The sequence below is a fragment of the Candidatus Merdisoma sp. JLR.KK011 genome (assembly GCF_036941125.1).
Lineage (GTDB): Bacteria > Bacillota > Clostridia > Lachnospirales > Lachnospiraceae > Laedolimicola.
Genome location: NZ_JAYWSZ010000003.1, coordinates 2,450,898 through 2,476,205, shown reverse-complemented (window position 1 = coordinate 2,476,205; position 25,308 = coordinate 2,450,898). Strand labels below are relative to the sequence as shown.

General features: G+C 50.5%; 22 protein-coding genes. All 22 read left to right on the top strand.

From position 1 onward, the window contains the following. Positions 1–68: 68 nt before the first annotated feature. The 22 genes from VV089_RS13160 to VV089_RS13055 all read left to right on the top strand — a co-directional run bounded on the left by VV089_RS13160 (position 69) and on the right by VV089_RS13055 (position 25,101). Entirely contained in the window at positions 69–710 is a 642-nt protein-coding gene (locus VV089_RS13160) for an orotate phosphoribosyltransferase (protein ID WP_172544114.1), read from the top strand. A gap of 318 nt (positions 711–1,028) precedes the next feature. Next, entirely contained in the window at positions 1,029–2,354 is a 1,326-nt protein-coding gene (locus tag VV089_RS13155; RefSeq protein WP_172544118.1) for a phosphoadenosine phosphosulfate reductase, read from the top strand. 1 nt (position 2,355) lies between these two features. Continuing rightward, positions 2,356–2,889 (top strand): IbrB-like domain-containing protein, encoded by a 534-nt coding sequence (locus tag VV089_RS13150; RefSeq protein ID WP_172544115.1) that lies wholly within the window; start codon positions 2,356–2,358, stop codon positions 2,887–2,889. Next, complete coding sequence (locus tag VV089_RS13145; RefSeq protein WP_334336161.1) at positions 2,886–4,058, top strand: FG-GAP repeat domain-containing protein; 1,173 nt, start codon at positions 2,886–2,888, stop codon at positions 4,056–4,058. The genes VV089_RS13150 and VV089_RS13145 overlap by 4 nt, the downstream gene beginning before the upstream one ends. After that, a complete protein-coding gene (locus tag VV089_RS13140; protein WP_172544116.1) occupies positions 4,055–4,708 on the top strand; it encodes a response regulator transcription factor in 654 nt (217 codons plus the stop codon). Before VV089_RS13145 ends, VV089_RS13140 begins: the two co-directional genes overlap by 4 nt. A gap of 215 nt (positions 4,709–4,923) precedes the next feature. Beyond that, a complete protein-coding gene (locus VV089_RS13135; protein WP_334336160.1) occupies positions 4,924–6,348 on the top strand; it encodes a sensor histidine kinase in 1,425 nt (474 codons plus the stop codon). An 86-nt stretch (positions 6,349–6,434) separates the two neighbouring features. After that, entirely contained in the window at positions 6,435–7,274 is an 840-nt protein-coding gene (locus tag VV089_RS13130; protein WP_334336159.1) for a hypothetical protein, read from the top strand. A gap of 179 nt (positions 7,275–7,453) precedes the next feature. Beyond that, positions 7,454–8,908: an N-acetylmuramoyl-L-alanine amidase gene (locus VV089_RS13125; protein WP_334336158.1), complete on the top strand. Its 1,455-nt coding sequence runs from the start codon at positions 7,454–7,456 to the stop codon at positions 8,906–8,908. Between the two features lie 352 nt (positions 8,909–9,260). Further along, positions 9,261–10,139, top strand: coding sequence for a YicC/YloC family endoribonuclease (locus VV089_RS13120; protein ID WP_172541700.1), 879 nt, complete (start codon positions 9,261–9,263; stop codon positions 10,137–10,139). A 10-nt stretch (positions 10,140–10,149) separates the two neighbouring features. After that, the gene (gmk, locus tag VV089_RS13115; RefSeq protein ID WP_334336157.1) at positions 10,150–10,776 is read left to right on the top strand and encodes a guanylate kinase; all 627 of its coding nucleotides are present in this window, start codon (positions 10,150–10,152) and stop codon (positions 10,774–10,776) included. 46 nt (positions 10,777–10,822) lie between these two features. Beyond that, complete coding sequence (gene rpoZ, locus VV089_RS13110) at positions 10,823–11,185, top strand: DNA-directed RNA polymerase subunit omega (RefSeq protein WP_172541702.1); 363 nt, start codon at positions 10,823–10,825, stop codon at positions 11,183–11,185. 91 nt (positions 11,186–11,276) lie between these two features. Next, a complete protein-coding gene (gene nagB, locus VV089_RS13105) occupies positions 11,277–12,008 on the top strand; it encodes a glucosamine-6-phosphate deaminase (protein ID WP_172541703.1) in 732 nt (243 codons plus the stop codon). Between the two features lie 273 nt (positions 12,009–12,281). Beyond that, positions 12,282–13,901 carry a phosphoenolpyruvate--protein phosphotransferase gene (ptsP, locus tag VV089_RS13100; protein WP_172541704.1) on the top strand — a complete coding sequence of 540 codons (1,620 nt, stop codon included), beginning with the start codon at positions 12,282–12,284 and terminating at the stop codon, positions 13,899–13,901. Between the two features lie 195 nt (positions 13,902–14,096). After that, positions 14,097–14,354, top strand: a complete 258-nt coding sequence (locus VV089_RS13095; RefSeq protein ID WP_172541705.1) for an HPr family phosphocarrier protein — start codon at positions 14,097–14,099, stop codon at positions 14,352–14,354. A 205-nt stretch (positions 14,355–14,559) separates the two neighbouring features. Further along, positions 14,560–17,481, top strand: coding sequence for an insulinase family protein (locus VV089_RS13090; RefSeq protein ID WP_334336156.1), 2,922 nt, complete (start codon positions 14,560–14,562; stop codon positions 17,479–17,481). Between the two features lie 131 nt (positions 17,482–17,612). Then, a complete protein-coding gene (locus VV089_RS13085) occupies positions 17,613–19,166 on the top strand; it encodes a Na+/H+ antiporter NhaC family protein (RefSeq protein WP_172541707.1) in 1,554 nt (517 codons plus the stop codon). 103 nt (positions 19,167–19,269) lie between these two features. After that, positions 19,270–20,181 carry a GTPase Era gene (gene era, locus VV089_RS13080; protein WP_334336155.1) on the top strand — a complete coding sequence of 304 codons (912 nt, stop codon included), beginning with the start codon at positions 19,270–19,272 and terminating at the stop codon, positions 20,179–20,181. Between the two features lie 201 nt (positions 20,182–20,382). Then, positions 20,383–20,571: a hypothetical protein gene (locus VV089_RS13075; RefSeq protein ID WP_334336154.1), complete on the top strand. Its 189-nt coding sequence runs from the start codon at positions 20,383–20,385 to the stop codon at positions 20,569–20,571. Further along, positions 20,516–21,166 carry a DNA repair protein RecO gene (gene recO, locus VV089_RS13070; protein ID WP_334336153.1) on the top strand — a complete coding sequence of 217 codons (651 nt, stop codon included), beginning with the start codon at positions 20,516–20,518 and terminating at the stop codon, positions 21,164–21,166. Before VV089_RS13075 ends, recO begins: the two co-directional genes overlap by 56 nt. 92 nt (positions 21,167–21,258) lie before the next feature. After that, positions 21,259–21,852, top strand: coding sequence for a hypothetical protein (locus VV089_RS13065; RefSeq protein WP_334336152.1), 594 nt, complete (start codon positions 21,259–21,261; stop codon positions 21,850–21,852). A 43-nt stretch (positions 21,853–21,895) separates the two neighbouring features. Continuing rightward, the gene (locus VV089_RS13060) at positions 21,896–23,284 is read left to right on the top strand and encodes a glycine--tRNA ligase (protein WP_334336151.1); all 1,389 of its coding nucleotides are present in this window, start codon (positions 21,896–21,898) and stop codon (positions 23,282–23,284) included. A 158-nt stretch (positions 23,285–23,442) separates the two neighbouring features. Then, positions 23,443–25,101: a diphosphate--fructose-6-phosphate 1-phosphotransferase gene (locus VV089_RS13055; protein WP_334336150.1), complete on the top strand. Its 1,659-nt coding sequence runs from the start codon at positions 23,443–23,445 to the stop codon at positions 25,099–25,101. Positions 25,102–25,308: the final 207 nt, after the last annotated feature.

Below are 25,308 nucleotides of genomic sequence, written 5' to 3'. Positions count from 1 at the left end.
AAACACCTTAGCAGGCATACCTCTATGCACAAAAAGCGTGTGCAAATCAAAGAAAGGAGGCAGGATTTATGGAAACACGTATGTACAAGATTCCGGCACAGGCGGACAGGGAGGTTCTTCTTCGGGTAATTCCGGGACATTTTGCAACGAACCACTCCCACATCAATTACTACATTGATCTGGCCATGCTGAAAACAAGGCAGAAGGAGGCCCAGGCTGCGGCCCGGATTCTGGCGCAGTACTGCAATTACACGGTGGTGGATACCATTGTCTGTGTGGAGGGCTGCGCAGTGATTGGGGCTTACCTGGCGGAGGAGCTGACCAATGCGGGAATTATGTCCATGAACCGGCATAAGACCATTTACATAGCAAGTCCGGAGTCCCATACGGACGGGCAGATTATTTTCCGGGATAATATGCAGATGATGATACGGGATAAGAATGTGCTGCTGCTTCTGGCTACGGCTACCACAGGAAAGACCCTGGAGCAGAACTTGCAGTGCATTGAGTATTATGGCGGACGCATCCAGGGAATCAACGCCATCTTCAGTGCGGTGAATAAGGCGCGTTCCATAGAGGTAAAGTCCATTTTTACCCAGAAGGATATTCCGGACTACCATACCTATGAGTTCCATAACTGCCCCATGTGCAAGAATAACCAGAGAGTGGACGCTATTGTGAATACTTTTGGGTACAGTAAGATTGAATAAAAGGCAGCAGGATAAGAGTATTTTGCAGCAGCGTACCGGCCGGTAAGACGGCCAAAGACCCTTCGATAAAACCGGAAATTTCGGTGCGGAGGGTCTTTTTTGTGTGTGGAAAAGGGTATTTTTGGAGAAGGAGTTTTTGGTTTTAAGCCGGATATTTTCTGCGCTGGTTGAATTTAGTCTATCAATGTGATAAATTATTTGTTAACGGACAATGTCTGCCTGTCCCGAAGGGATACAGGAATAACGTATTTTAAGGGATAGGTATATACCATGCGATAAAATGCAAGCGTACATAAGGCAGCCAGGAGGAGATTCATGATGGTACGGGAGTATTTGGAGCAGAATGTGTATGAAGCTCTCAGAAAACGGCTGAAATTTATTTTTGAGGAATTTGACAATATTTACATCTCTTTTTCGGGAGGAAAAGACAGCGGACTGCTTCTGAATCTGGTCTTGGATTACCGGGCGGAATGTTTTCCGGGAAAGCGCATCGGCGTGTTCCACCAGGATTTTGAGGCACAGTATACGGTGACTACGGAATATGTGAAAAGGACTTTTGAGCGTCTGAAAAAGGAGCCGGGGGTGGAGCTTTACTGGGTGTGCCTTCCCATGGCGACCCGGACGGCTGTGGGAAGCTATGAGATGTACTGGTATCCCTGGGACGATAAAAAGGAAGAAAGCTGGGTCCGCAGGCTTCCCAAGGGGGATTATGTGATACATATGGGAAACAATCCCATGACTACGTATCATTACCGGATGCACCAGGAGGATCTGGCCAAGCAGTTCGGCAGATGGTACCGGATGGCCCATGAGGATAAGAAAACCGTCTGCCTTCTGGGAACAAGGGCCAATGAGTCCCTTCAGAGATACAGCGGATTTTTAAATAAGAAATACGGCTATCACGGGGAATGCTGGATCAGCAGAACCTTTAAGGATGTGTGGTGCGCCTCCCCGATGTACGACTGGGCCCTGGAGGACGTGTGGCATGCCAACTATCTGTTTGCATACGATTACAACCGTTTGTATGATCTTTACTATAAGGCAGGCTTAAAGGTATCCCAGATGCGCGTGGCCTCTCCCTTTAATGACTATTCGAAAGACTCTCTCAATCTTTACCGGGTCATTGATCCGGAGATCTGGGTGAAGCTGGTGGGACGGGTTCAGGGAGCTAACTTTGCGGCTATCTACGGAAAAACCAAGGCCATGGGCTATCGGAATGTGACGCTTCCCGAGGGACATACCTGGAAGTCCTATACCCAGTTCCTTCTGGACACACTGCCGGCCAGGCTTCGGAATAATTATGTGAAAAAGTTCAATACTTCTATAAAATTCTGGCATGAGACGGGAGGGGGACTGGATGAGGAAACCATCCAGGAGCTTTTGGAGCACGGCTACCACATCCGGCGGAACGGGGTTTCCAATTATACCTTAAACCGGAAGTCGCGGATTGTATTTATCGGGAAGATTCCGGATCACACAGATGATATCAAAACCACCAAGGATATTCCCAGCTGGAAGCGGATGTGCTACTGTATCTTGAAAAACGATCATACCTGCCGGTTTATGGGCTTTGGAATCAGCCGCCAGCAGCAGAAGCAGATTGATATCATCCGCAGTAAATATAAAAGTTTAGAGGAAATGTAATATGAAATTTAAAAGTCCTGTTTACCAGGTAATATCTGTACCTATTGGAAAAATTGAACCGAATACCTACAATCCCAACACCGTGGCGCCGCCGGAGATGAAGCTTCTTTACGACAGCATCCGGGAGGATGGTTACACCATGCCGATTGTCTGTTATTACGATAAGGCTAGGGATGTGTACATCATTGTAGACGGTTTTCACCGCTACCGGGTGATGCTGGATTATCCGGATATCTATGAGAGGGAGGGCGGAAAGCTTCCTGTGTCAGTGATTGACAAGCCCATTGATCAGAGAATGGCCAGCACCATCCGCCATAACCGGGCAAGGGGAAGCCATGATGTGGATTTGATGAGCAATATTGTGAAGGAGCTTCATGATCTGGGACGTTCGGATGCCTGGATTTCCAGACATCTGGGAATGGATCGGGATGAGATTCTGCGGCTGAAGCAGATCACAGGGCTTGCGGCCCTGTTTCAGGATGTGAAGTTCGGACAGGCCTGGCGGCCGGCTGAGGAGGAATGGGAGCAGCCATGAGGCGGAAGATGGAGAAGGGAAAGGCAGGGAAAGGAAGCCGGGAAAGGGCAGGGGGATTTTTGGGAATTGCTCTTTTGTCTGCGCTGCTGTTTTTTCCTGTGCTGACGGGAAAAGCGGCGGACGGGGAGGAAGAGCTTCGAAGGGAATACCGCATGTACCAGGAGGAAGAGCTTCGAAGGGAATACCGCATGTACCAGGAGCGGTTTGCTGCTATTGAGCGCATGGAAGATCTGGAGGAAAACGGATATGAGGTCATGGAGGAGCAGATATTTCCCGTGACGCTGGAATCCATTTGTCCGGAGGAGCTGACTATGGTTCCGGCGGTTGACCGGGCCTGCCGGCGGCTGGCCTTGTTTTTTCTGGATGATGAGGGGCAGGTGGTGTACCGCTACAACCAGCTGGAGGCCAATTACCGGATTCCGAGAGAGCTTCTGCAGGCGGTGGCGGATGTGACGGGAGTTGCCTTTTCCGATGTGAACGGGGATGGGCTTAAGGATATTATTTTAATCAGCCGCTGTGAGAATCCTTCAGGAGATTACGCCGGGATTCCCTATAAGGTGGGAGACGTGATTTTCCAGGGAAGCGGCAGTCTCTACCGGGACTGGCGCATTTCCGATAAAATCAACCGGTTCAGTATGAACAAGAGCACCAATCAGATTCTCTTTTATGCAAGGGACGGAATCTCAACGGAATTTTTGTATACGGCAACCACCTTGGATGAGCTTACTTCGAAGGGATTTTCGGTCTTCCAGGATCAATGCTATACGAGAGAATTTGAGCGCCTGGGGAGCCTTAAGGTGGTGCCGGGAGTGTTCAGCATGGCCTGGTATGATTTTTTTCTCATTTATCTGGTAAATGGACAGGGGGAGATCGTGTGGAGCCTTCAGCCTATGCTGGATTACGACGGGCTGTATTCTTTAAAGGGAATCAACGGACGGGACGTGGACGGGGACGGCATGAAGGATCTGGTGGTTCTGGCCCGTTACAGCCGGGAGGACGAGTCCGGCGAGAAGGTGGTGGAGAATATCTGCTCTATTTATTACCAGAGGACAAGCGGTTTTGAGACAGACAAGGGATTTGAGGAGTATTACCAGTATACGGAAGAGGATACCATGGAGGACATGATACAGAAGATCCGGGAATACTGGGGATGGCAGGTAGAAGAATGATTAAGATTTTGATTGTGGATGACGAAAAGCCTATTTGTGATTTGATAGACATTAACCTGTCGGCGGCAGGTTATCAGTGCAAAAGTGTCCAGGACGGCCTTGCGGCCATTGATTTGATTGAACGGGAAAGCTTTGATCTGATTCTTCTGGATATTATGCTTCCCGGGGCGGACGGCTTTGATATTATGGAATATATCCGTCCTTTGAAGGTTCCCGTGATTTTTATTACGGCCCGGGGAGAGGTTAAGAATAAAATCAAGGGCTTAAAGCTTGGAGCGGAGGACTATCTGGTGAAGCCCTTCGACGTGCTGGAGCTGGCCGCCCGGGTGGAGGTGGTGCTGCGCAGGTTCCACAAGACGGAGCAGACTCTGACAGCCGGGGACGTGACGGTGGATCTGGAGGCCCGGAAGGTCACAAGGGGCGGCAGGCCTGTGGTGCTGACCAACAAGGAGTACGGCCTGCTGGTGCTCTTTATCCGCAATAAGAATGTAGCTCTTTTCAAAGAAACGCTGTATGAGAAGGTCTGGGGGGACGAGTACCTGGCGGACAGCCGTACCTTGGAGCTTCACGTACAGAGGCTTCGGCGGAAGATGGGCTGGGAGAAGAATCTGGTAGCAGTCTATAAGGTGGGATACCGGCTGGAGATCTGACAGGGCGTTTCTCTCATTACCGGTGTGTCGAAGCAGCTTTACCCTTTAGAGCTGTCGCGCAGCGACTTTTAACTGGAAGGTAAAGCTGCAAAGGCGCACGAGAGGAACTTTTATGAGAGCTTTTTCGAATAAAAGTTTCTCTCATTACCGGTGTGTCGAAGCAGCTTTACCCTTTAGAGCTGTCGCGCAGCGACTTTTAATAGGAGGGCCTGATAGTGAAATTTTCTTATAAAATATTGCTGAGCTGTATCATTACCATGGCTGCGGCATTGGGCATCGGCGGATATTTCTTTGTGAATAATGTGTTCGAGACTTCCATGGAGAGGGAAATGGAGCAGGCGGCGGACGAGAATAATATTCTCCAGTTTGCATTTGAGACGGCGGCTCTCAATATCCCGGCCAAATACGATCTGCTTCAGAACTCCGCAGTAAAAGAGATAGGGGCGAATCTGGAAAAAAGGGGCCAGGGCACCGGACGCCTGCTGCGGCTTTCCGATGAAAACCGTGAGATTCTCTATGCCAGCGAGGGCTTTGTGGAGGATACAAGGCTGCTGGCCAGCATTGAGCAGCAGACAAGGGCCTATCAGGTGATTCATCCGGACGAGCACTATTATATTCAGACAGGCGCCGAGATTACGGCCCTTGACCGTACCCTGTACCTGGAAACCATGCGGGATGTGACATCGGTTTACGAGGAACGCACAAGGGGCTTCTTAGTGTACCGGAATATGATGCTGCTGATTCTGGTGATAAGCTCGGTGATTATGTTCTTTATCTCTACCTGGCTTACCAGGCCCATCCGCCTTTTGACAAAAGCCGCCAGGAAAATGACAGACGGAGATTACAGCTACCGGGCGGAGCAGGTGAGCACGGACGAGATGGGGCAGCTTACCCGGGACTTTAACCACATGGCCGGGGTGCTGGAAGAAAATATCCATGAATTGGAAGCGGAAGTACAGGCCAGAGAGGATTTTATCGCGGCATTTTCCCACGAATTAAAAACGCCTCTTACGGCGGTGATTGGCTATGCGGATCTATTGCGCTCCCGGAAGATGGATGAGGAGAAGCATTTTCTCTCGGCCAACTATATTTATACGGAGGGGAAGCGGCTGGAGGCCATGTCCCTGCGGCTTCTGGATATTATTGTGACCAAGAGGGGAGAGCTGATTCCTCAGGAGATGGACGTGGAGGTGCTGTTCCGTTATCTGAAGGATATGTATGAGGAACAGCAGAAGCATCTCTTTGCGTTTCGATACGAGCCGGGCCGTATCTATGGAGAGGCCGATCTGTTGAAATCCGTTCTCTTAAATCTGGCAGACAACGCCTGTAAAGCATCAGAACCGGGCAGCACCATTGAGGTTTTCGGCGAGAAGCGCAAGGAGGGGTACCTCTTTGGGGTGAAGGACGAGGGCGTGGGCATCTCACCCGAGGACTGCCGGCGGATTACGGAGGCATTCTACATGGTGGACAAATCACGTTCCAGAAGCCACAACGGCGCGGGTCTTGGGCTGGCCCTCTGTGCGGAGATTTTAAAGCTTCACGGCAGCAGCCTGGAGATTACCAGCACTCTGGGAGAGGGAAGCACCTTTGCCTTTGTGATTCCTTACGGGACAGGAACAGAGGGCGCCAGGGAGCTATAGAGAGGATACGGAATCAGAGAACCCGGTGAGGCAGCAGGCTGCGTCCGCCAAAGGATGCAGCGCCATACTTGTGAGGAGACAAAAAGATGATGGAACAAAAGAAGGCGGGAAATCTGGCGGTTATTGCACTGACAGCGCTGATTCTGCTTGCGGCCGTCTTAGGGCCGGAGCAGATAGCCCGTTACAAAGACCGTTCGGCTTTGAATGAGATTACCTTTGAGGAAACGGAGAATCTCAATCAAGGCTACCGTTATACCTTAAGCAGCAACGAAAAACTGTATCTGCTGTCAGAGTGCTTAAGCCGGCAGGTGCTTCCGGAGAGCGAGCTGAGCGCCGTGACCAGGGCGGATACCAGCGACGCAGACAGAAGCTATGAGGGGCTTATGGGTTCTTATGCCTTTGTGACGAACCGGCAGGGACCCTCGGAAAAGGAAATTGCGGATGAGGAGATATTTTCCATATGCAACCAGGAGCTTGAAGCCTTGAAGGAGCTTGGGGTTCTCTCAAAGAGTGTGAAGGAGGTAGATCCTTCCTCCTACAACGCCGTGCTTTATTCGGCAATTGACGTGCTGGAGCCTCAGAACAACATGGCTGTCTGGAGGGTGAGCCTTTCCACCAGCCATCAGAACGCAGACAAGGCCAACCGGCTGATTGACGCCTATATTGATGCGGATTCCGGGAAGATTTACAGCTTTTACGCTCGGACAGACAGTCTTTGGCCGCAGATGAACCCGGAAGAGATGATGGATGCCTGGGGCGGATATCTGGGACTTACGGGGAGGGAGGCTTATGATTCGGACAATCCCCTGATGGAGACTACGCCTGATTTTGTAAAGTACCGTTTTCCAGGAATGGAGGAGCGCAGCACGGTGGTTACGATAGGGTTTTATGAGGGCATTAATGAGTGGTTTATTAAATTAACATAGTTTACATAATATAAAAGACTATTGGGAAATACAGCATCAGCCATTTCTGTATCCCAACAGTCTTTTTCTTATCTATGGAAAAAAGATGCAAAAATGATGCCAAAAATATGAAGTTTTGATGTTGCCCCTGAATATGATGTATATAGAGAGTAAAAGCAGGATAAAAGGGGGCAGTACAAATGCAAAAATCTGGTCTGTACCTGTGGGGGCCGTATGGAGATTACGCCGGAAAATCCAGTGATTATGTAAAGTGGAGGGAGAAATCCATAGGCAGAACGGGGAAAAATATCATGATCTTCTTGCTGGCGGTTGTTATGACGGTTGTTTCCGTCAACCCCATGGCAAAGTATCGAATCCAGATAAAATCCGCTTCCGGCCAGGCATCCCAGGCGGCCATAGGGGAAGGCGTTGCGAAAGAACAGCTCTTCCTGGTTCCGGACAACCGGCAGGAGCCCCTATCCGGAATCCCCGTGGGAGATCTGAAAAAAGAGCCGGGAGAAACACTCATCGTCCTGGATCCCGGACACGGAGGAGAGGACGAGGGCTGCTCCAGGAACGGTGTACAGGAAAAGGAAATCAATCTTCACATCGTATGCCAGATACAGAAAGAGCTTTTGGAAATGGGCTATCGGGTACGCCTTACCCGAAACGGCGACCAGGAGCTGACCCTGGAGGAACGTGCAAAAGCAGCCAACGAAACAGGAGCCGACCTCTACATCAGTATCCATCAGAACGCAAGCGAGGAAGCAGACGCAGAGGGGATCGAGATCTGGTACAGCAGCCAGAACCAGAGAGAAGAAAGCCAACGCCTTTCCCGTATCATCCAGAAATACGCTGTCCGGAGCACAGGAGCCGTTTCACGGGAGCTGGTAGAAAACGAGGAGCTCTACGTAATCCGGGAGTGCACCATGCCCTCCTGCCTCATAGAAACCGGCTTCCTCACCAACAAAGCCGAGCGGAAAAAGCTGGAAAGCCCAGAGTATCAGGAGCAGCTTGCAAAAGGCATTGCAGAAGGCATAGACGCCTACCTGCATCCCAAAACCATGTACCTGACCTTCGACGACGGCCCCTCCGAGGAAAACACCGCCAGAGTTCTGGACATCCTGAAAGCCAGGAACATCAAGGCCACCTTCTTCCTGGTAGGCGAAAATGTAGAAAAGCACCCGGAAATGGCAAGAAGAATCCTCCAGGAAGGCCACACCATAGGAATCCACTGCTACAGCCACGACTACAAGGCCCTATACGCCAGCGTAGACAGCTACCTGGCCGACTTCGAAAAAGCCCAGGAAGCCATCAAAGCCGCAACCGGCACAGAAGCAAAGATCTTCCGCTTTCCCGGTGGCAGCATCAACGCCCACAATAAAAAAGTCTGCCAGCAGATAGCCCAGGAAATGACAGACCGCGGCTACATCTACTACGACTGGAACGCAAGCCTGGAAGACGCCGTATCCAGCCCCAAAGCCGAGACCCTCATCCAAAACGCCGTCACCAGCACCCTGGACCGAAAAAAAGTAATCATGCTCGCCCACGACGTAATAACCGAAACCAGCCAATGCCTAGAAACCCTCTTAGACCAATTCCCAGAATACCAGATGGAACCCCTATCCCCCCAAACACCCCCCATCCAATTCTAATCCAACCAAACCTTACCCCATCAACTCACACGTCACCAAAAACAGCCGGGCCGCGGCGAGATCCGGGCTCCGGCTTTTCCAATATCCAGTGTCCGGCTGTTCACGCACACCCTGTCTGATATGGACGGACATTATCAAAAACACCAGCTAAAAACACCTTCCCAAATGTCCGTCCAGAGCAGGCAGCGTGTACGTGAACCGTCCGAACACAAGATATGGAAAAGCCGGAGCCCGGATCTCGCCGCGGCCCGGCGTCCGTCCCCCTCAACAAAAATCCCCAACACCCTTGACGCTCCCCCCCATTTCCACTATAATAAAACCCAAATGACCATCATACAGGAGAGAAACCACCATGGTAAAAAGCATGACAGGCTTCGGCCGCTGCGAGGTATCCGAGGGCGACCGGAAAATGACGGTAGAGATGAAATCCGTAAATCACAGGTATCTGGACGTAAACATCAAGATGCCAAAAAAGCTGAACTTCTTCGAATCAGCTGTCCGCAGTCTTTTAAAGACCTATCTCCAGCGGGGAAAGGTAGATCTTTTCATCACCTATGAAGATCTTTCCGAGACAAAGGGTGTTCTCCGGTATAACCGGGAGCTTGCGGCAGAATATCTGAACTATCTGAAGCAGATGTCAGAGGAATTCTGTCTGGAAAGCGCCATAGACGCCGCCGCCCTTTCCCGTTACCCTGAAGTCCTGGTAATGGAAGAAACCCGGGATGACGAGGAAGAGCTGTGGAAGCTTTTGAAAGAGGCGCTGGAGGGCGCCTGCAGGCAGATGGTAGAGACCCGGTCGAAGGAAGGGGAGAACCTTAAGCGCGATCTCACAGCCAAGCTTGACGAGATGCTGGAGCATGTGGCCTTTATCGAGGAGCGCGCTCCCCAGATTGTGGCGGAATACCGCGGCAGGCTTAAGGAAAAGGTAGAGGAGCTTCTGCAGGATGCACAGATAGAGGAAAGCCGTCTTGCCACGGAGGTTACCATTTTTGCCGACAAGATCTGCGTGGATGAGGAGCTGGTGCGCTTAAGAAGCCATATGGAGCACACAAGGGCTGTCCTGAACGAGAAGGACAGCGTGGGCCGCAAGCTGGATTTCATTGCACAGGAGATGAACCGGGAGGCCAATACCATTCTCTCCAAAGCAAATGACCTGGAGGTTTCCAACCGGGCTATTGAGCTTAAGACAGGCATTGAGAAGGTGCGTGAGCAGATCCAGAACATCGAGTAGAGGGAGATATATGGGAAAAAAAGGAATCTTACTGGTGGTATCCGGTTTTTCCGGAGCCGGAAAAGGGACGCTGATGAGAGAACTCCTTCGTCAGCATGAAAATTATGCGCTTTCCATCTCCGCCACCACCCGGGCCCCCAGAGAGGGTGAGGCGGAAGGAAGAGAATACTTTTTTAAAACCCGGGAAGAATTCGAAGGAATGATTGCCCGGGAAGAGCTGATTGAGTATGCCTGCTATGTGGGCAACTACTATGGAACGCCAAAGGCTTACGTGGAGGAACAGCTGGAGCGGGGCCGGGACGTGGTTCTGGAGATCGAGATCCAGGGGGCCAGAAAGGTAAAGGAGCGGTTCCCGGATACGGTTCTTCTGTTTGTATCGCCTCCAAGCGCCCAGGAGCTTCGCCGGCGGCTGACAGACAGGGGAACGGAAAAGCCGGAGATTATTGAGAGCCGTCTTGCCAGGGCGGTAGAGGAAGCGAAAGGAATCGAAGATTACGATTATTTTGTAATCAACGACGATCTGAACGCCTGCGTGGAGCATGTGCACCAGATTGTAGAGTGCGAGCGGAGCCGGACATGCCGGGGGGCAGAGCGGATTGAAGCCATCCGCGAGGACTTAAAAGCATTTTCCAAGTAAGAAAACAAAAAATATTCAGAATGTATAGAAAGGATAGGGTGATTGTATGTTACATCCGTCATACACAGATTTAATGAAGGTAGTAAACAGCGGCGTGGAGGAAGGAGAAACTCCCGTAGTGAACAGCCGCTATTCAATTGTGCTGGCAACCTCCAAGCGCGCCCGCCAGATTATTGCGGGAGAGCAGCCGCTGGTGCCGGACAACGGAAAGAAGCCCCTTTCCCTGGCTATCCAGGAGCTGGAAAGCGGCCAGGTGAAGATTGTCTCCGAGGAGGATGTGAATGCAGAGGAGATGACCGTGGAATTGGAAGAGCTTGAGGCAGGCACGGCAGAAGCAGGAGAGGAAACGGATACCTTGGAAGAGGAGGCGCAGGCAGAAGAGGAAGCAGAATCCGTTGACAAAGAATAGGGGGTTTGTTAAGATAGAATTAACCGTTTAAGGTATCAAATACCAGCCGGAAATCAGGGAGAGATTACGGAACCGGAATAAGGAGGAAAACATGAGAATTATCGAAGCGAAAGACTATGCAGACATGAGCAGAAAGGCAGCCCATATCCTGGCAGCGCAGGTGACCTTGAAGCCGGAGAGCGTACTGGGACTGGCAACAGGCTCCACCCCCATCGGAACCTACGACTGCCTGGCCGAGTGGTGCAAGAGCGGAGATTTGGACTTTTCCAAGGCGGCTACAGTGAATCTGGACGAGTACCGCGGACTGGATCACAGCAACGATCAGAGTTACTATTATTTTATGAATAAGCATCTTTACAGCCGGATTAACATCGATCCGACCCGTACTCATGTGCCCGACGGCACACAGCCGGATGCGGAAAAAGAGGGACAGCGCTACGAGGAGCTGATCCGTTCCCTGGGCGGTGTGGATATCCAGCTTCTGGGTATCGGACATGACGGACACATCGGATTTAACGAGCCGGGCAGCTTTTTTGACGGCGATACGCACTGCGTGGATCTGACAGAGATGACCATTGAGGCCAACAAGCGTTTCTTCGCCTCTGCAGACGACGTGCCCCGTCAGGCTTACACCATGGGAATCGGCACCATTATGCGCGCAAGAAAGCTTCTGATGATTATAAGCGGCGAGGACAAGGCGGATATTACGGCTGCGGCTCTCTGCGGAGAGGTAACGCCCCAGGTGCCTGCCTCCATCATCCAGTTCCATCCGGATGTAACTGTAATTGCAGATCCTGCGGCTCTGTCTAAGGTAAAGAGATAGAATGTAAGAAAAAGGAGTTTTTTTACGGAATGCTGCCATAAAGAAACTCCTTTTTTGCAATATTACGAAGTTTTACATAAAAAGCTCTGGAGCGGTGGACATAAGTCCTAATTGCCATTGACTTTTATGGCAATAACTAGTATACTATTTACAATTCAAGTGTTACCCTCATTGTGCAGGAAGGCCGGGCTTTTCTGTATATTGAGGGTATACTAAAGGTAAAGAAGCTTTACCGGAATATCAGGGAACTTGGAATAGGGAGGTACGAATTCTATGGAAACACGTCAAGGCAAGAGCGTATTTGCCGGAGTGGCAATCGGAAAGCTGTTCGTGTACAAAAAAGCGGCGCAGGTAGTGGAGAAGAGATCCATTGAAGATCCCCAGGCCGAGATTGCGCGCTATATGGCAGCAAAGGAGAAGGCGGCCGGACAGCTTGCGCTTCTGAAAGAGAAAACCATGCGCGATGTGGGAGAGGCAGAGGCTGAGATTTTTGAGGCTCATCAGATGCTGCTGGAGGATTTGGATTTCGTAGAAGGCATTACAGGCATGATTGAGCAGGACAAGGTCAATGCGGAATATGCAGTGTTTGTGACAGGCGAGCAGTGCGCAGCCATTTTCCTGAGCATGGATGATGATTATATGCGCGGCCGTGCGGCGGATATCAATGATATTTCCAGCCGTCTGATTGCTATCTTAAGCGGCACCCAGGTAAGCGCCGAGGCCATGCCTGAGCCGGTGATTATTCTGGCGGAGGATCTGGCGCCCAGCGAGACCGTGCAGTTTGAGAAGGATAAGATTCTGGCCCTTGTAACGCAGAAGGGCTCCGCCAATTCCCACACAGCCATCCTGGCCCGTATGATGAACATTCCGTGCCTTGTGACCACGGACATTGTTCTGGATACAGAGCTGAATGGAAAGATGGGCGTTGTGGACGGCTTTACGGGAGAGATCCACATTGAGCCCGATGAAGTAACCCTGGCCGTGATGCAGGAGAAGAAGAAGCGCGAGGAGGAGAGAAAGCTTCTGCTCCAGAGCTTAAAGGGACTGCCCACTGTGACCAAGAGCGGCAAGGTGGTACATCTGTATGCCAATATCGGAAGCGAGGAGGACGTGGATTCCGTTCTGGAGAATGACTCCGAGGGTATCGGCCTCTTCCGAAGCGAGTTCCTGTACCTGGGAAGAGATGACTATCCCACAGAGGAGGAACAGTTTAACGTATATAAGAATGTGATTTCCAAGATGAACGGAAAGAAAGTGATTATCCGTACTCTGGATATCGGAGCCGACAAGCAGGCGGATTATTTCAAGATTCCGAAGGAAGAGAATCCGGCTATGGGCTTTAGGGCTATCCGGATCTGCCTGGAGCGGACGGAAGTGTTTAAGACACAGCTGCGCGCTATTTTCCGGGCAAGCGCTTACGGCACGGCTTCCATTATGTTCCCCATGATTATCTCTGTGGATGAGGTAAAGAAGATCAAGGGAATCGTGGAGGAAGTGAAGGCGGAGCTTACCAAGGCGGACATTCCCTTTGGCGATGTGGAGCTTGGTATTATGATTGAGACGCCGGCGGCCGTTATGATTGCGGATATGCTGGCGGCAGAGGTAGACTTCTTCAGTATCGGAACCAACGATCTGACCCAGTATACTCTGGCCATTGACCGTCAGAACCAGTCTTTGGATAATATTTACGATCCCCATCACGAGGCAGTGCTGCGGATGATTCAGCGGACCATTGAGTGTGCCCATGAGCATGGCGCATGGTGCGGAATCTGCGGCGAGCTGGGCGCGGACATGGAGCTCACACGCCGGTTCCTGCAGATGGGCATTGACGAGCTTTCCGTATCTCCCGTATTTACGCTGGAGCTGCGCAAGAAGATTCGTGAGGCGGAGTAAAACCTCTCGGCGTTCTTGAAGGGAAGCAAAAAAGGCAGCCTGGTTTTTGGAGATATTCCGGGAATGAAGCCTTTGGAATTTGTGAATAATTGTACGGGGCGGTTCCGCCGGCCATCGGCATGACTTTGGCCAAAGGGCGCCGCGGCCGCACCAGACAATTGGAAATATGAATAAACATAAAGGAGAGACAGAACAATGAAAGAGTTTAAGTATGTAGTACAGGATGAGTTAGGACTTCATGCAAGACCGGCGGGACTGCTGGTAAAGGAAGCAGCAAAGTATAAGAGTGCAGTGACGCTGGACAGCGGCGCTAAGAAGGCAGATGCCAAGAGAATTATGGCAGTGATGTCCATGGGCGTTAAGAAGGGCGTTGAGCTTACCGTAACCGTTGACGGTGAGGATGAGGATGCTGCAGCAGAGGCAATTGAGAACTTCTTCAAAGAAAATCTGTAAAAATCAGTTAAGTTAGTAAGAATAGATGCCGGGAAATCTTGTTTGTGCAGGTTTTCCGGCATTTTTGACTGAGAGCGGATGTAAGATAAGAAAATTTTTCCTTTTAAACAAGGCAAAAAGGTGGTATACTATACCAGATATTATAAGGAGTGCATCGTTGCGGTGCCTCTGTAGTGTATGAAAGTAAAAAGCCAGGAGTATAAAAATGACAATAGAACAATTAGAAGCCTACCAACTGATAGAAAAAAGAGCAATTAATGAGCTGAAATCCACCGGTTACTATTTGAAGCACAAAAAGACAGGCGCAAAGGTCTGTCTCCTTTCCAACGAGGACAATAATAAGGTCTTCTACATCGGTTTTCGGACACCGGCGCCGGACGACACCGGCGTGCCTCACATTCTGGAACACTCGGTTCTGTGCGGTTCCAAGGAATTCCCGGTTAAAGATCCCTTTGTGGAGCTGGCAAAGGGTTCTCTGAATACCTTTTTAAATGCCATGACCTACCCGGATAAGACGGTCTATCCCGTGGCAAGCTGCAATGAACGGGATTTCCAGAATCTGATCCACGTATATATGGACGCGGTTTTTTACCCCAATATCTACGAAAAGGAGGAGATCTTCCGACAGGAGGGCTGGCATTATGAGCTGGAATCCGAGGACGCTCCCTTGACCTTGAACGGCGTGGTGTACAACGAGATGAAGGGTGCGTTTTCCTCCCCGGAGGGCGTACTGGAGCGTGAGATTCTGAATTCCCTGTACCCGGACACCACCTATGCCAATGAATCCGGCGGCGATCCGGAGGCTATTCCCACCCTTAAGTACAGCGAATTTCTGGATTTCCACAGCCGGTACTATCATCCGTCCAACAGCTACATTTACCTCTACGGTGACTGTGACATGGCGGAAAAGCTCGACTGGCTTGACAAAAACTATCTGAGCAGATATGATTGTCTCCCCGTGGATTCCGAAGTGCGTACTCAGAAGCCCTTTACAGAGACACGGGAGGTAGTAAGGGAGTATTCCGTCTCTGCAGAGGAGGGAACCGAGGACAAAACCTACCTTTCTTATAATAAATCCGTGGGCGATACCATGGACAAAAAACTCTACCTTGCTATGCAGGTGCTGGAGTATGTGCTCCTCTCCATGCCGGGAGCGCCCTTGAAGCAGGCTCTTTTAGACGCCGGAATCGGCAGGGACATTATGAGCTCCTATGATAATGGGGTGAAGCAGCCTATTTTCTCTATCATAGCAAAGGAAGCCAATGAGGAGCAGAAGGGTGCTTTTGTGGAAGTGATTGAGAATACCCTCCGCAGTCTGCTGGAAAAAGGGCTGGATGAGAAGGCTCTCAGGGCAGGAATCAACTATTTTGAATTCCGTTACCGGGAGGCAGATTTCGGCAGTTATCCGGCCGGGCTGATGTATGGTCTTCAGGCCTTTGACAGCTGGCTCTACGATGAAAACAGTGTATTTCTTCATCTGGAGGCGGTGGAGACCTTTGCCTTTCTGAAGGAGCAGGCGGATAAGGGATATTTTGAGGGACTGATACGGACGTACCTGCTTGACAATCCCCATGCCTCTATTGTTATCATACGGCCCGAAAAGGGGCTGACAGCCCGGCAGGACGAGGAGCTTCAGAAGCGGCTCCGGGAATATAAGGATGGTCTTGACAAAAATCAGATTGCGGAACTGATTGCATTTACCAGACACTTGAAGGAGTATCAGAGCGAGCCTTCCTCCCAGGAGGACCTGGAGAAAATTCCGCTTCTGGAGCGTGAGGATATCGGGAAGAAAGCCCTTTCTTTCCAGAACGAGGTTTACTCACTGGGAGATGTACAGGTGGTGCACCACGATCTGTATACCAACGGAATCGGTTATGTGAATCTGATGTTCCGGGCCAATGAGATTCCGAGGAAGCTGGTGCCCTGTCTGGGGCTTTTAAAGGCAGTTCTTGGAAATGTGGACACGGAGCATTATACCTACGGTGAATTTGCCACGGAGCTGAACCTTCATACAGGGGGGATTTCCTGTGGGGTCAATTCCTACGAGAGCCTTAAGGAGCCGGGAACCTATACGGCCATGTTTGAAGTGCGCTGTAAGGCGCTCTATGAAGAGCTTCCCAGGGCATTTTCCATGATAGAGGAGATGCTGCTGACCTCGAAGCTTTGGGACCGGAAGCGGCTTACGGAGGTCTCGGCGGAGACAAGATCAAGGCTGCAGATGGTATTTACCACGGCAGGCCATTCCATGGCAGCTCTGCGCGCTATGTCTTATTTTTCGGAGAGCTCCTGTTTTGCGGACGAGACGGGCGGCGTGGCTTTCTATGAGTTTATGGAGAGGGTGCAGGAGAAGCTCTCTGAAGACTGGGAGCAGATTGCCGGCGGCCTTTCGGAACTGGCCCGCTGCCTGTTCCGGAAGGAGAATCTGACAGTCAGCTACACGGCGGAGAAAAAGAGCCTGGAGGATTTAAAGAAACAGGTGGGGGCTCTTCTTACAAAGCTTTACCGTGAGCCGGTGGAGAAGGAGCATTGGAGCCTGAAGGCAGCCCGGACAAACGAAGGCTTAAAGACCTCTTCCCAGATCCAGTATGTGGCAAGGGCCGGAAGCTTCGGGGAGGCCGGACTTCCCTATACAGGGGCCTTGTCCGTGCTGCGGACCATTATGAGTTACGATTATCTCTGGAATAATGTCCGGGTGAAGGGCGGCGCTTACGGCTGCATGAACAATTATACCCGGACTGGAGCGGGGTATATGATGTCTTATCGCGATCCCAATCTGGATAAGACCAATCAGATTTTTGAGGAAAGCGCAGATTATGTGGAGCAGTTTGAGGTATCGGAGCGTGATATGACAAAATATATCATCGGCACGGTCAGCAATCTGGATACGCCTTTGAATCCCAACGCAAAGGGAGCACGATCCATGAGCGCCTGGCTGCAGGGACTAAAAGAGGAGACCGTACAGCGCGAAAGAGATCAGGTGCTTACCTGTGAAAGTAAGGACATCCGAGCCCTTGCGCCTTATCTGAAAGCAGTGCTGTCGCAGAATCATCTCTGCGTGATTGGAAATGAAGCGAAGCTGGAGGAGCAGAAGGGACTTTTTGATACGGTGCGGAACCTGTTCCATTAGGAGGTCTCTTACCGGACAGATGCAGCAAATGCCTCTACGAGCCGGGCGTTAGGCGTCCGGCTCTGTAAGGATAGATAATGAATGGGGATTCTGTCCAATCCCTGTGAAAGGACAAAGGAGGGAGTTTGTAAATGGATACTTTACAACTGATACTGTCAATTCTGCCGCCGATTATTGCAATCGGCCTGGCGCTGATTACGAAGGAGGTTATTTCCTCCCTGCTCGTCGGAATTCTGGCCGGAACACTGATTTACAGCCAGGGCAATGTGGTGGGCATGGTGACCTCGGCCTTTGGGCTGATGGGAAGCAAGATCGGCGACAATGTGAACATTTTGATTTTCCTGGGGCTTCTGGGAGCACTGGTAGTCATTGTGACCCGTGCCGGAGGCTCTGCAGCCTATGGAGAGTGGGCTTCCAGAAAGCTGACAACAAGAAGAGGCGCCGCCCTTGCAACAAGCGCCCTGGGCTGCCTGATTTTTATTGACGACTATTTTAACTGCCTGTCTGTAGGAACGGTAATGCGTCCCGTGACGGATAAGCACCGCATCTCCCGGGCAAAGCTGGCCTATCTTCTGGACGCCACTGCCGCGCCTATCTGCATCATAGCTCCGGTGTCAAGCTGGGGCGCTTCCGTGGCCTCCTATATGTCAGACGCTACGGGAATGAACGGAATGACCACCTTTGTAAAGACCATTCCCTATAATTTTTACGCTATTTTAACAATCATAATGATTCTGGTTGTGTGTCTGACGAAGATCAATTACGGCCCCATGGCGAAATTTGAGAAAAACGCCATTGAAAAAGGCGATCTCTTTACCCACACGGAAAATGTAGTGACGGATGATTTCGGCGGCGGCAGCAAAAAGGCTCTGAAGGGAAAAGTGTATGACTTGGTAATTCCCATTCTTGCGCTGATTGTATGTACGGTGCTTGCCATGGTTTATACCGGAGGCGGCTTCTCGGGAACGCCCTTCTTGTCCTCCTTCGGCGAGTGCGATTCCTCCTTCTCCCTGGTGCTTGGAAGCTTCCTGGGACTGGTAGTGACTTTTATCCTCTATATTCCCCGTAAGGTTTTAAGCTTTGTGGACTTTATGGGCGGCATAACCGAGGGAATCAAATCCATGGTTCCGGCCTTTACCATTCTGATTCTGGCATGGACCATCGGCGGCGTGTGCAGCTCCGATTATCTGAACACGGGCGAGCTGGTAGGAAACGCTATTTCCAATTCTTCATTCCCCGTATTCCTGCTTCCGGCGGTAATTCTGATTGTAGCTGCATTCCTAGGATTTTCAACAGGAACCTCCTGGGGAACGATGGCTATCCTGATTCCCATCGGAGCAGCCATTGCAGGCACGCCTCAGACACAGCATCTGCTGCTGCCTATTTTTGGCTGTACGCTGGGCGGAGCCGTTTACGGAGACCATGTATCACCCATTTCCGACACCACGATACTCTCCTCAACAGGAGCCGGCTGCAACCATCTGGATCACGTATCCTCCCAGATGTACTATGCGTCAACCGTATTGGTATGCTGTTTCGCGGGTCATATACTGATGGGGCTCATGGGCGGAAGCCTGGTGGTGCCTCTGATTGTATCCGTTGCACTGCTGCTGTCTATTCTGTACATACTGAACCGGATGCAGAGTAAGAAAGAAAATATTGATTATTCCCAAGTGAAGTTTTAAAATAAGAAAAGAACCATAAGAAAAAGCGGTTACCGCTTGCCAGACAACTGACGGGCGGTAACCATTGTACTTTTAGGGAACTTAAAATAGGAGCACAATTTATATGAAGGCAGATAATAAGTCCGGCTTTGTCACTTTGATTGGCAGGCCAAACGTGGGAAAATCAACACTGATGAACCGGTTAATCGGCCAGAAGATCGCCATCACCTCCCACAAGCCTCAGACCACCCGGAACCGGATACAGACCGTGTACACCAGCCAGGAGGGGCAGATCGTCTTTGTAGACACCCCCGGCATTCACAAGGCAAAAAACAAGCTGGGAGAATACATGGTCAGCGTAGCAGAGCGCACACTCCGGGAGGTAGATGTCATACTCTGGCTGGTGGAGCCCTCAGACTTCGTCGGTCCCGGCGACCGGCATATCGCAGAACGGCTGAAAAAAGTGAACACACCGGTGATCCTTGTCATTAACAAAACAGATACGGTAAAAAAGGAAGAGCTTCTGCCTTTTATCGACACTTATCGGAAGATACACGATTTTGACGAAATCGTACCGGTATCCGCCCTCAAAGGCGACAACACAGATGTTCTGATACAGCAGATCTTCAAATACCTGCCCTACGGCCCCAGCTTTTTTGACGAGGACACCGTAACAGATCAGCCCATGCGCCAGATAGCAGCCGAGCTCATCCGTGAAAAAGCCCTCCGCTGCCTGGACGAAGAGATTCCCCACGGAATCGCCGTATCCATCGAGAGCATGAAAACCCGATCCGGCGGAAAGGTAACAGACATAGAAGCTGTCATCATCTGTGAAAAAGACAGCCACAAGGGCATCATCATCGGAAAGCAGGGAGCCATGCTGAAAAAGATAGGAAGCGCGGCCCGCTATGAGATCGAGCAGCAGCTGGAGCACAAAGTAAACCTGCAGCTCTGGGTAAAAGTAAAAAAAGACTGGCGCGACAGCGATTATCTCATCAAAAATTTCGGCTACAACAAAAATGACATAGAAATATAACTATCACAAAGCGCCTGAGTCACAGCCAGAAGCTCTGTATGACTGCCTGTCAAGGCATTTCAGAAAAAAAGATCTGGTATATTTTTAACAGGATAAGAAAGCCTCTCATGGAGATTCTATTTGTATACCAAAAAGCCACATAAAAAATATCCGCTTTCGAGCGGGTAACGTATACTTAGAACTAGAACAGGGGCGATAAAAATGACATGGGAGCAATTTGAAGAAACAGGCGCGGTGGAGGATTATCTATCCTACCGGGAATCCACAGGAAGGATAAGAACCCGGGCCCAGAGGAGAGAACCGGAAAGCATCACAGCCCGAAAAGAGATGGAACATGGGACAGACAATCACAGTGACCGGCATGGTACTGGCGGCATATCCGTACAATGATTACGATAAGCGGCTGATCGTGCTCACAAAAGAACGAGGAAAAATCACAGTATTTGCGAAGGGAGCCAGACGTCAGAACAGCTCTCTTCTTGCTGTGTGCAGTTCCTTTGTATTCGGCGAATTCTTTGTCTATGAAGGCCGCAGCTCCTTCAACCTTATGCAGGCAAAGGTGTTGAATTATTTCTCCGACCTTGGAACGGATGTAGAAGGAGCCTGCTATGGCTTCTACTTCTGCGAATTGGCAGAGTACTACACCCGGGAAGCAAACGACGAGCTCCCTATGCTGAAGCTTCTGTACCAGTCTCTTCGGGCCCTGTTGAATAAGCACATCCCGGATGAGCTGGTCCGCTACATATTCGAGCTGAAAACCCTGGTCATCAACGGCGATTGTCCCGTGGAATTCGATGAGTTCGAGATCAGTGATTCCGCCCGGTACGCCCTGTCCTTTGTAACGGCGTCCCCTCCCGAAAAACTCTACACCTTCACAGTCTCCGAGACTGTATTGGGAGAGCTTCGCTTCGTGCTCCGCCGCTTTAGAGACCTATATATGGAAGGAAAATTCAAATCTCTGGAGATTCTGGAGGAAATGAGTTGAAAAAAAAGGAAAAAGACGCTATACTATCATGGAATGAAGCTCCGGCGCGGGAACAACAGGATCGGATCTTCATATTATGAGGAGGAAAGCGTATGAAAAAGTTAATAAGTCTGTGCCTTTTGGCGCTCGTTCTTCTTCTGACAGGCTGCTCCGAGGAGATTCCGTCGGTGAATACCATTTCCGTAGATAAAAAGGGAGTGGTGACCTACACCGTCATAGAAGAGTTTGGAAAGGATTTTTATGATGCGGAAGGACTTCGGGCAGATATCGAACAGGAGGTAGGAGATTACAACCGGAATTTCGGCACCGATCCCCTGACCCTCAAAAGCCTGGAGGTGGAGGACGGTTCTGCCGTTATGCAGATGCAGTTTACGGAGGCCCGGTATTATGAGGATTACTACAAGGCTTATTCCGGAGGCACGCTTTTTGTGGGAACCATAAAGGAAGCCATGGACGCCGGATACGATCTGGCCGGAGAATTTATGGCGGCGGACGGCGCTCTTACGGATGTAAGCCAGCTGCCCAAAGCGGAGAGCCTGAAGGTACTGATAACCAGCGAGGCCCTTACCGTCCAGGTGCCGGGAGACATTCAGTGTGTCAGTCCTTCGGGGAGCGTGGAGATTGTAGGAAAGAAGGAGGCAGTCGTCAGCGAAGAGGCGCTGCAGGCCTGTATTATCTATAAATAAAAACGAAATATTACGGAACATAAAGTAAAAAGGAGATAGAGTGATGGAAAAGACAATGGACAAAATTGCAGCCCTGGCAAAGGCGAGAGGGTTTATCTACCCTGGCTCTGAGATTTACGGCGGCCTTGCCAACACCTGGGATTACGGCAACCTGGGCGTGGAGCTGAAAAACAATGTAAAGCGTGCCTGGTGGCAGAAGTTTGTACAGGAGAATCCCTACAACGTAGGCGTGGACTGTGCAATCCTTATGAATCCCCAGACCTGGGTAGCCTCCGGACATCTGGGAAGCTTTTCCGATCCGCTGATGGACTGTAAGAGCTGCAAGGCCCGTTTCCGCGCAGATCAGTTGATTGAGGATTATATGAAGGAAAACAATGTCACGGCAGAGGGCTCTGTGGATGCCTGGTCTCAGGAGGAGATGAAGGCTTACATTGACGAGCATGGAATTGCCTGCCCCTCCTGCGGAAAGCACGACTTTACAGATATCCGCCAGTTTAACCTGATGTTCAAGACCTTCCAGGGCGTTACCGAGGATGCCAAGAATACCGTATACCTGCGCCCGGAGACGGCACAGGGAATTTTCGTAAACTTTAAGAATGTACAGAGAACCTCCAGAAAGAAGGTTCCCTTCGGCATTGCCCAGATTGGAAAGTCCTTCCGGAATGAGATTACCCCCGGAAACTTTACCTTCCGTACCAGAGAGTTTGAGCAGATGGAGCTGGAATTCTTCTGCAAGCCTGATACAGACCTTGAGTGGTTTGCTTACTGGAAGCAGTACTGCATTGACTGGTTAAAGGCCCTTGGCATGAAGGACGGCGAGCTTCGGGCAAGGGATCATGAGAAAGAAGAGCTGAGCTTCTACAGCAAGGCTACTACAGACCTTGAGTTCCTGTTCCCCTTTGGCTGGGGCGAGCTGTGGGGCATTGCGGATCGTACCGATTACGATTTGACGCAGCATCAGAATGTATCTAAGGCGGATCTCTCCTACTTTGACGATGAGACAAAGGAAAAATACATTCCTTACGTCATTGAGCCCTCCCTGGGCGCAGACCGCGTGGTTCTGGCTTTCCTGTGCGCAGCCTATGACGAGGAGGAGCTTGAGGGCGGCGATATGCGTACCGTGATGCATTTCCATCCGGCCCTGGCCCCTGTGAAGATCGGCGTGCTGCCTTTGTCCAAGAAGCTGAACGAGGGAGCGGAAAAGATTTACCAGAAGCTGTGCAAGACCTGGAACTGCGAGTTTGACGATCGGGGCAATATCGGAAAGCGCTACCGCCGCCAGGATGAGATTGGAACGCCCTTCTGCGTTACCTATGACTTTGAGTCTGAGGAGGATGGGGCCGTGACGGTACGCAATCGGGATTCCATGGCCCAGGTTCGTGTGAAGATTGATGAGTTAGAGGCTTATTTTGCCGATAAATTTCAGTTTTAAGCTGAAAGTTTGAAAATATAAAAAGAGATAAATGACTATCAGAAGGTGCTGCAAACAATTAAGGCGGGCGGCCTAAAGGTTGACGAAACTGCCAAATAGTGATAGTTTAGAATCAGAGTGTCTGAAGCTCTGTAAAAAAATAACAAAGGAGTATGATTATGAATCTTTCACCACTTCAGAAAGCAAGATATGAATATGTTCCGAAACTTCCGGCAATGCTCAGAAACGGCATTACCGAGATTGCCGCTAAAGAGGGAAGCGCTACGGCCAGTGCAGCGGATCAGGAGAAAATCAAGGCGCTGTTCCCGAATACCTACGGAAAACCGGAGGTTACCTTTGAGAAGGGACAGAATACTTCTGCCGCTAAGAAGCAGGTAGTCGGCGTGATTCTTTCCGGCGGACAGGCGCCCGGCGGACATAATGTTGTGTGCGGCCTGTACGATGCGCTGAAGGCGACCAACAAAGAGAATGTCCTGATTGGCTTCAAGGGAGGTCCCAGCGGACTGATTGAGGATCAGTATATTGTCTTTGATGATGCTTACATTGATCAGTACAGAAATACCGGAGGGTTTGATATCATCGGCTCCGGAAGAACCAAGCTGGAGACCGAAGAGCAATTTGCGGTTGCTGTAGAGGTTTGCAAGAAGCACGGCATTACTGCCATTGTTATCATCGGCGGCGACGATTCGAACACCAATGCATGTGTGCTTGCGGAGTACATGGCTGCGCACAACACGGGCGTACAGGTCATCGGGTGTCCGAAGACCATCGACGGCGACTTAAAGAACGAGGACATTGAGATTTCCTTTGGTTTTGATACGGCAACCAAGACTTACAGCGAATTGATTGGAAACATTGAGAGAGACTGTAACTCTGCCAAGAAATACTGGCATTTCATCAAGGTTATGGGACGGAGCGCTTCTCATGTTGCGCTGGAGTGTGCGCTGGAGTGCCAGCCGAATATCTGCCTGATCTCCGAGGAGGTTAAGGAAAAGAAGCAGTCCCTGTCTGAGATCGCAGATTATATTGCGGATTCCGTGGAGAAGAGAGCAGCGAAGGGCCACAACTTTGGCGTTGTCGTGATTCCGGAGGGCGTGGTAGAATTCGTTCCGGAGTTCTCCGCTTTGATCAGCGAGATCAACGAACTTCTTGCAGGCAGCAAGGCAGATGCCTTTAATGCGCTTCCCAATTGGGGCGAGAAGTATGCGTTTATCGAGAAAGGCCTTTCCAAGGAGTCCATGGAAGTATTTGCGATTCTTCCGCAGGCGATTCAGCAGCAGCTTTTCCTTGAGAGAGATCCTCACGGCAATGTACAGGTTTCCCTGATTGAGTCCGAGAAACTGTTTGCTGCTCTCGTAGGCGATAAGCTGAAAGCAAGAAAAGCGGCCGGAACTTATGTGGGTAAGTATGCAGTCCAGACGCATTTCTTCGGTTATGAGGGAAGATGCGCATTTCCGTCTAATTTTGATGCCGACTATTGCTACTCTCTCGGCTACAATGCGTTCATGTTAATCCAGTATGGCTACAATGGTTACCTTTCCAAGGTTTCCAACCTGTCCAGGCCGGCGGAAGAGTGGGTTGCGGGCGGTATGCCGATTACCAAGATGATGAACATTGAGAGAAGACACGGCGAGGATAAGCCGGTTATCAAGAAGGCTCTTGTGGAACTGGATGGAAAGCCCTTCAAGTACTTTGAGGCTCACCGAGATGAGTGGGCGGCAGAGACTGCTTACGTATTTCCGGGAGCTATTCAGTATTATGGGCCGGCTGAGGTGTGCGATCTTACGACCAGAACGCTTGCGTTGGAGAAATCATAAGACTTAGAAATGTGAATCAGAATAAATGTTAAAAAATAAACAAAATCGGGTGCTTTTGCACCCGATTTTATTGTCAAAATATGCTAAAAACGCCTTGACAATTTTTACAAATGTGTTACACTATTTATGTGCGCAGGGTTTGGTCGTTGACCACATATCCGGCGCTGTCTTTGCGTGTGGGTGCGTTTACCTGAACCTTAACCATGT

Excerpts from the sequence above, each read along its gene's own strand:
- VV089_RS13065 (WP_334336152.1), top strand. The coding sequence starts at position 21,259 with ATGAAAAAGTTAATAAGTCTGTGCCTTTTGGCGCTCGTTCTTCTTCTG.
- VV089_RS13075 (WP_334336154.1), top strand. The coding sequence starts at position 20,383 with ATGACATGGGAGCAATTTGAAGAAACAGGCGCGGTGGAGGATTATCTA.
- VV089_RS13055 (WP_334336150.1), top strand. The coding sequence starts at position 23,443 with ATGAATCTTTCACCACTTCAGAAAGCAAGATATGAATATGTTCCGAAA.
- VV089_RS13140 (WP_172544116.1), top strand. The coding sequence starts at position 4,055 with ATGATTAAGATTTTGATTGTGGATGACGAAAAGCCTATTTGTGATTTG.
- rpoZ (WP_172541702.1), top strand. The coding sequence starts at position 10,823 with ATGTTACATCCGTCATACACAGATTTAATGAAGGTAGTAAACAGCGGC.
- VV089_RS13090 (WP_334336156.1), top strand. The coding sequence starts at position 14,560 with ATGACAATAGAACAATTAGAAGCCTACCAACTGATAGAAAAAAGAGCA.
- gmk (WP_334336157.1), top strand. The coding sequence starts at position 10,150 with ATGGGAAAAAAAGGAATCTTACTGGTGGTATCCGGTTTTTCCGGAGCC.
- VV089_RS13095 (WP_172541705.1), top strand. The coding sequence starts at position 14,097 with ATGAAAGAGTTTAAGTATGTAGTACAGGATGAGTTAGGACTTCATGCA.
- ptsP (WP_172541704.1), top strand. The coding sequence starts at position 12,282 with ATGGAAACACGTCAAGGCAAGAGCGTATTTGCCGGAGTGGCAATCGGA.
- VV089_RS13120 (WP_172541700.1), top strand. The coding sequence starts at position 9,261 with ATGGTAAAAAGCATGACAGGCTTCGGCCGCTGCGAGGTATCCGAGGGC.
- VV089_RS13150 (WP_172544115.1), top strand. The coding sequence starts at position 2,356 with ATGAAATTTAAAAGTCCTGTTTACCAGGTAATATCTGTACCTATTGGA.
- recO (WP_334336153.1), top strand. The coding sequence starts at position 20,516 with ATGGGACAGACAATCACAGTGACCGGCATGGTACTGGCGGCATATCCG.
- VV089_RS13160 (WP_172544114.1), top strand. The coding sequence starts at position 69 with ATGGAAACACGTATGTACAAGATTCCGGCACAGGCGGACAGGGAGGTT.
- VV089_RS13060 (WP_334336151.1), top strand. The coding sequence starts at position 21,896 with ATGGAAAAGACAATGGACAAAATTGCAGCCCTGGCAAAGGCGAGAGGG.
- nagB (WP_172541703.1), top strand. The coding sequence starts at position 11,277 with ATGAGAATTATCGAAGCGAAAGACTATGCAGACATGAGCAGAAAGGCA.
- era (WP_334336155.1), top strand. The coding sequence starts at position 19,270 with ATGAAGGCAGATAATAAGTCCGGCTTTGTCACTTTGATTGGCAGGCCA.
- VV089_RS13155 (WP_172544118.1), top strand. The coding sequence starts at position 1,029 with ATGGTACGGGAGTATTTGGAGCAGAATGTGTATGAAGCTCTCAGAAAA.
- VV089_RS13125 (WP_334336158.1), top strand. The coding sequence starts at position 7,454 with ATGCAAAAATCTGGTCTGTACCTGTGGGGGCCGTATGGAGATTACGCC.
- VV089_RS13145 (WP_334336161.1), top strand. The coding sequence starts at position 2,886 with ATGAGGCGGAAGATGGAGAAGGGAAAGGCAGGGAAAGGAAGCCGGGAA.
- VV089_RS13130 (WP_334336159.1), top strand. The coding sequence starts at position 6,435 with ATGATGGAACAAAAGAAGGCGGGAAATCTGGCGGTTATTGCACTGACA.
- VV089_RS13085 (WP_172541707.1), top strand. The coding sequence starts at position 17,613 with ATGGATACTTTACAACTGATACTGTCAATTCTGCCGCCGATTATTGCA.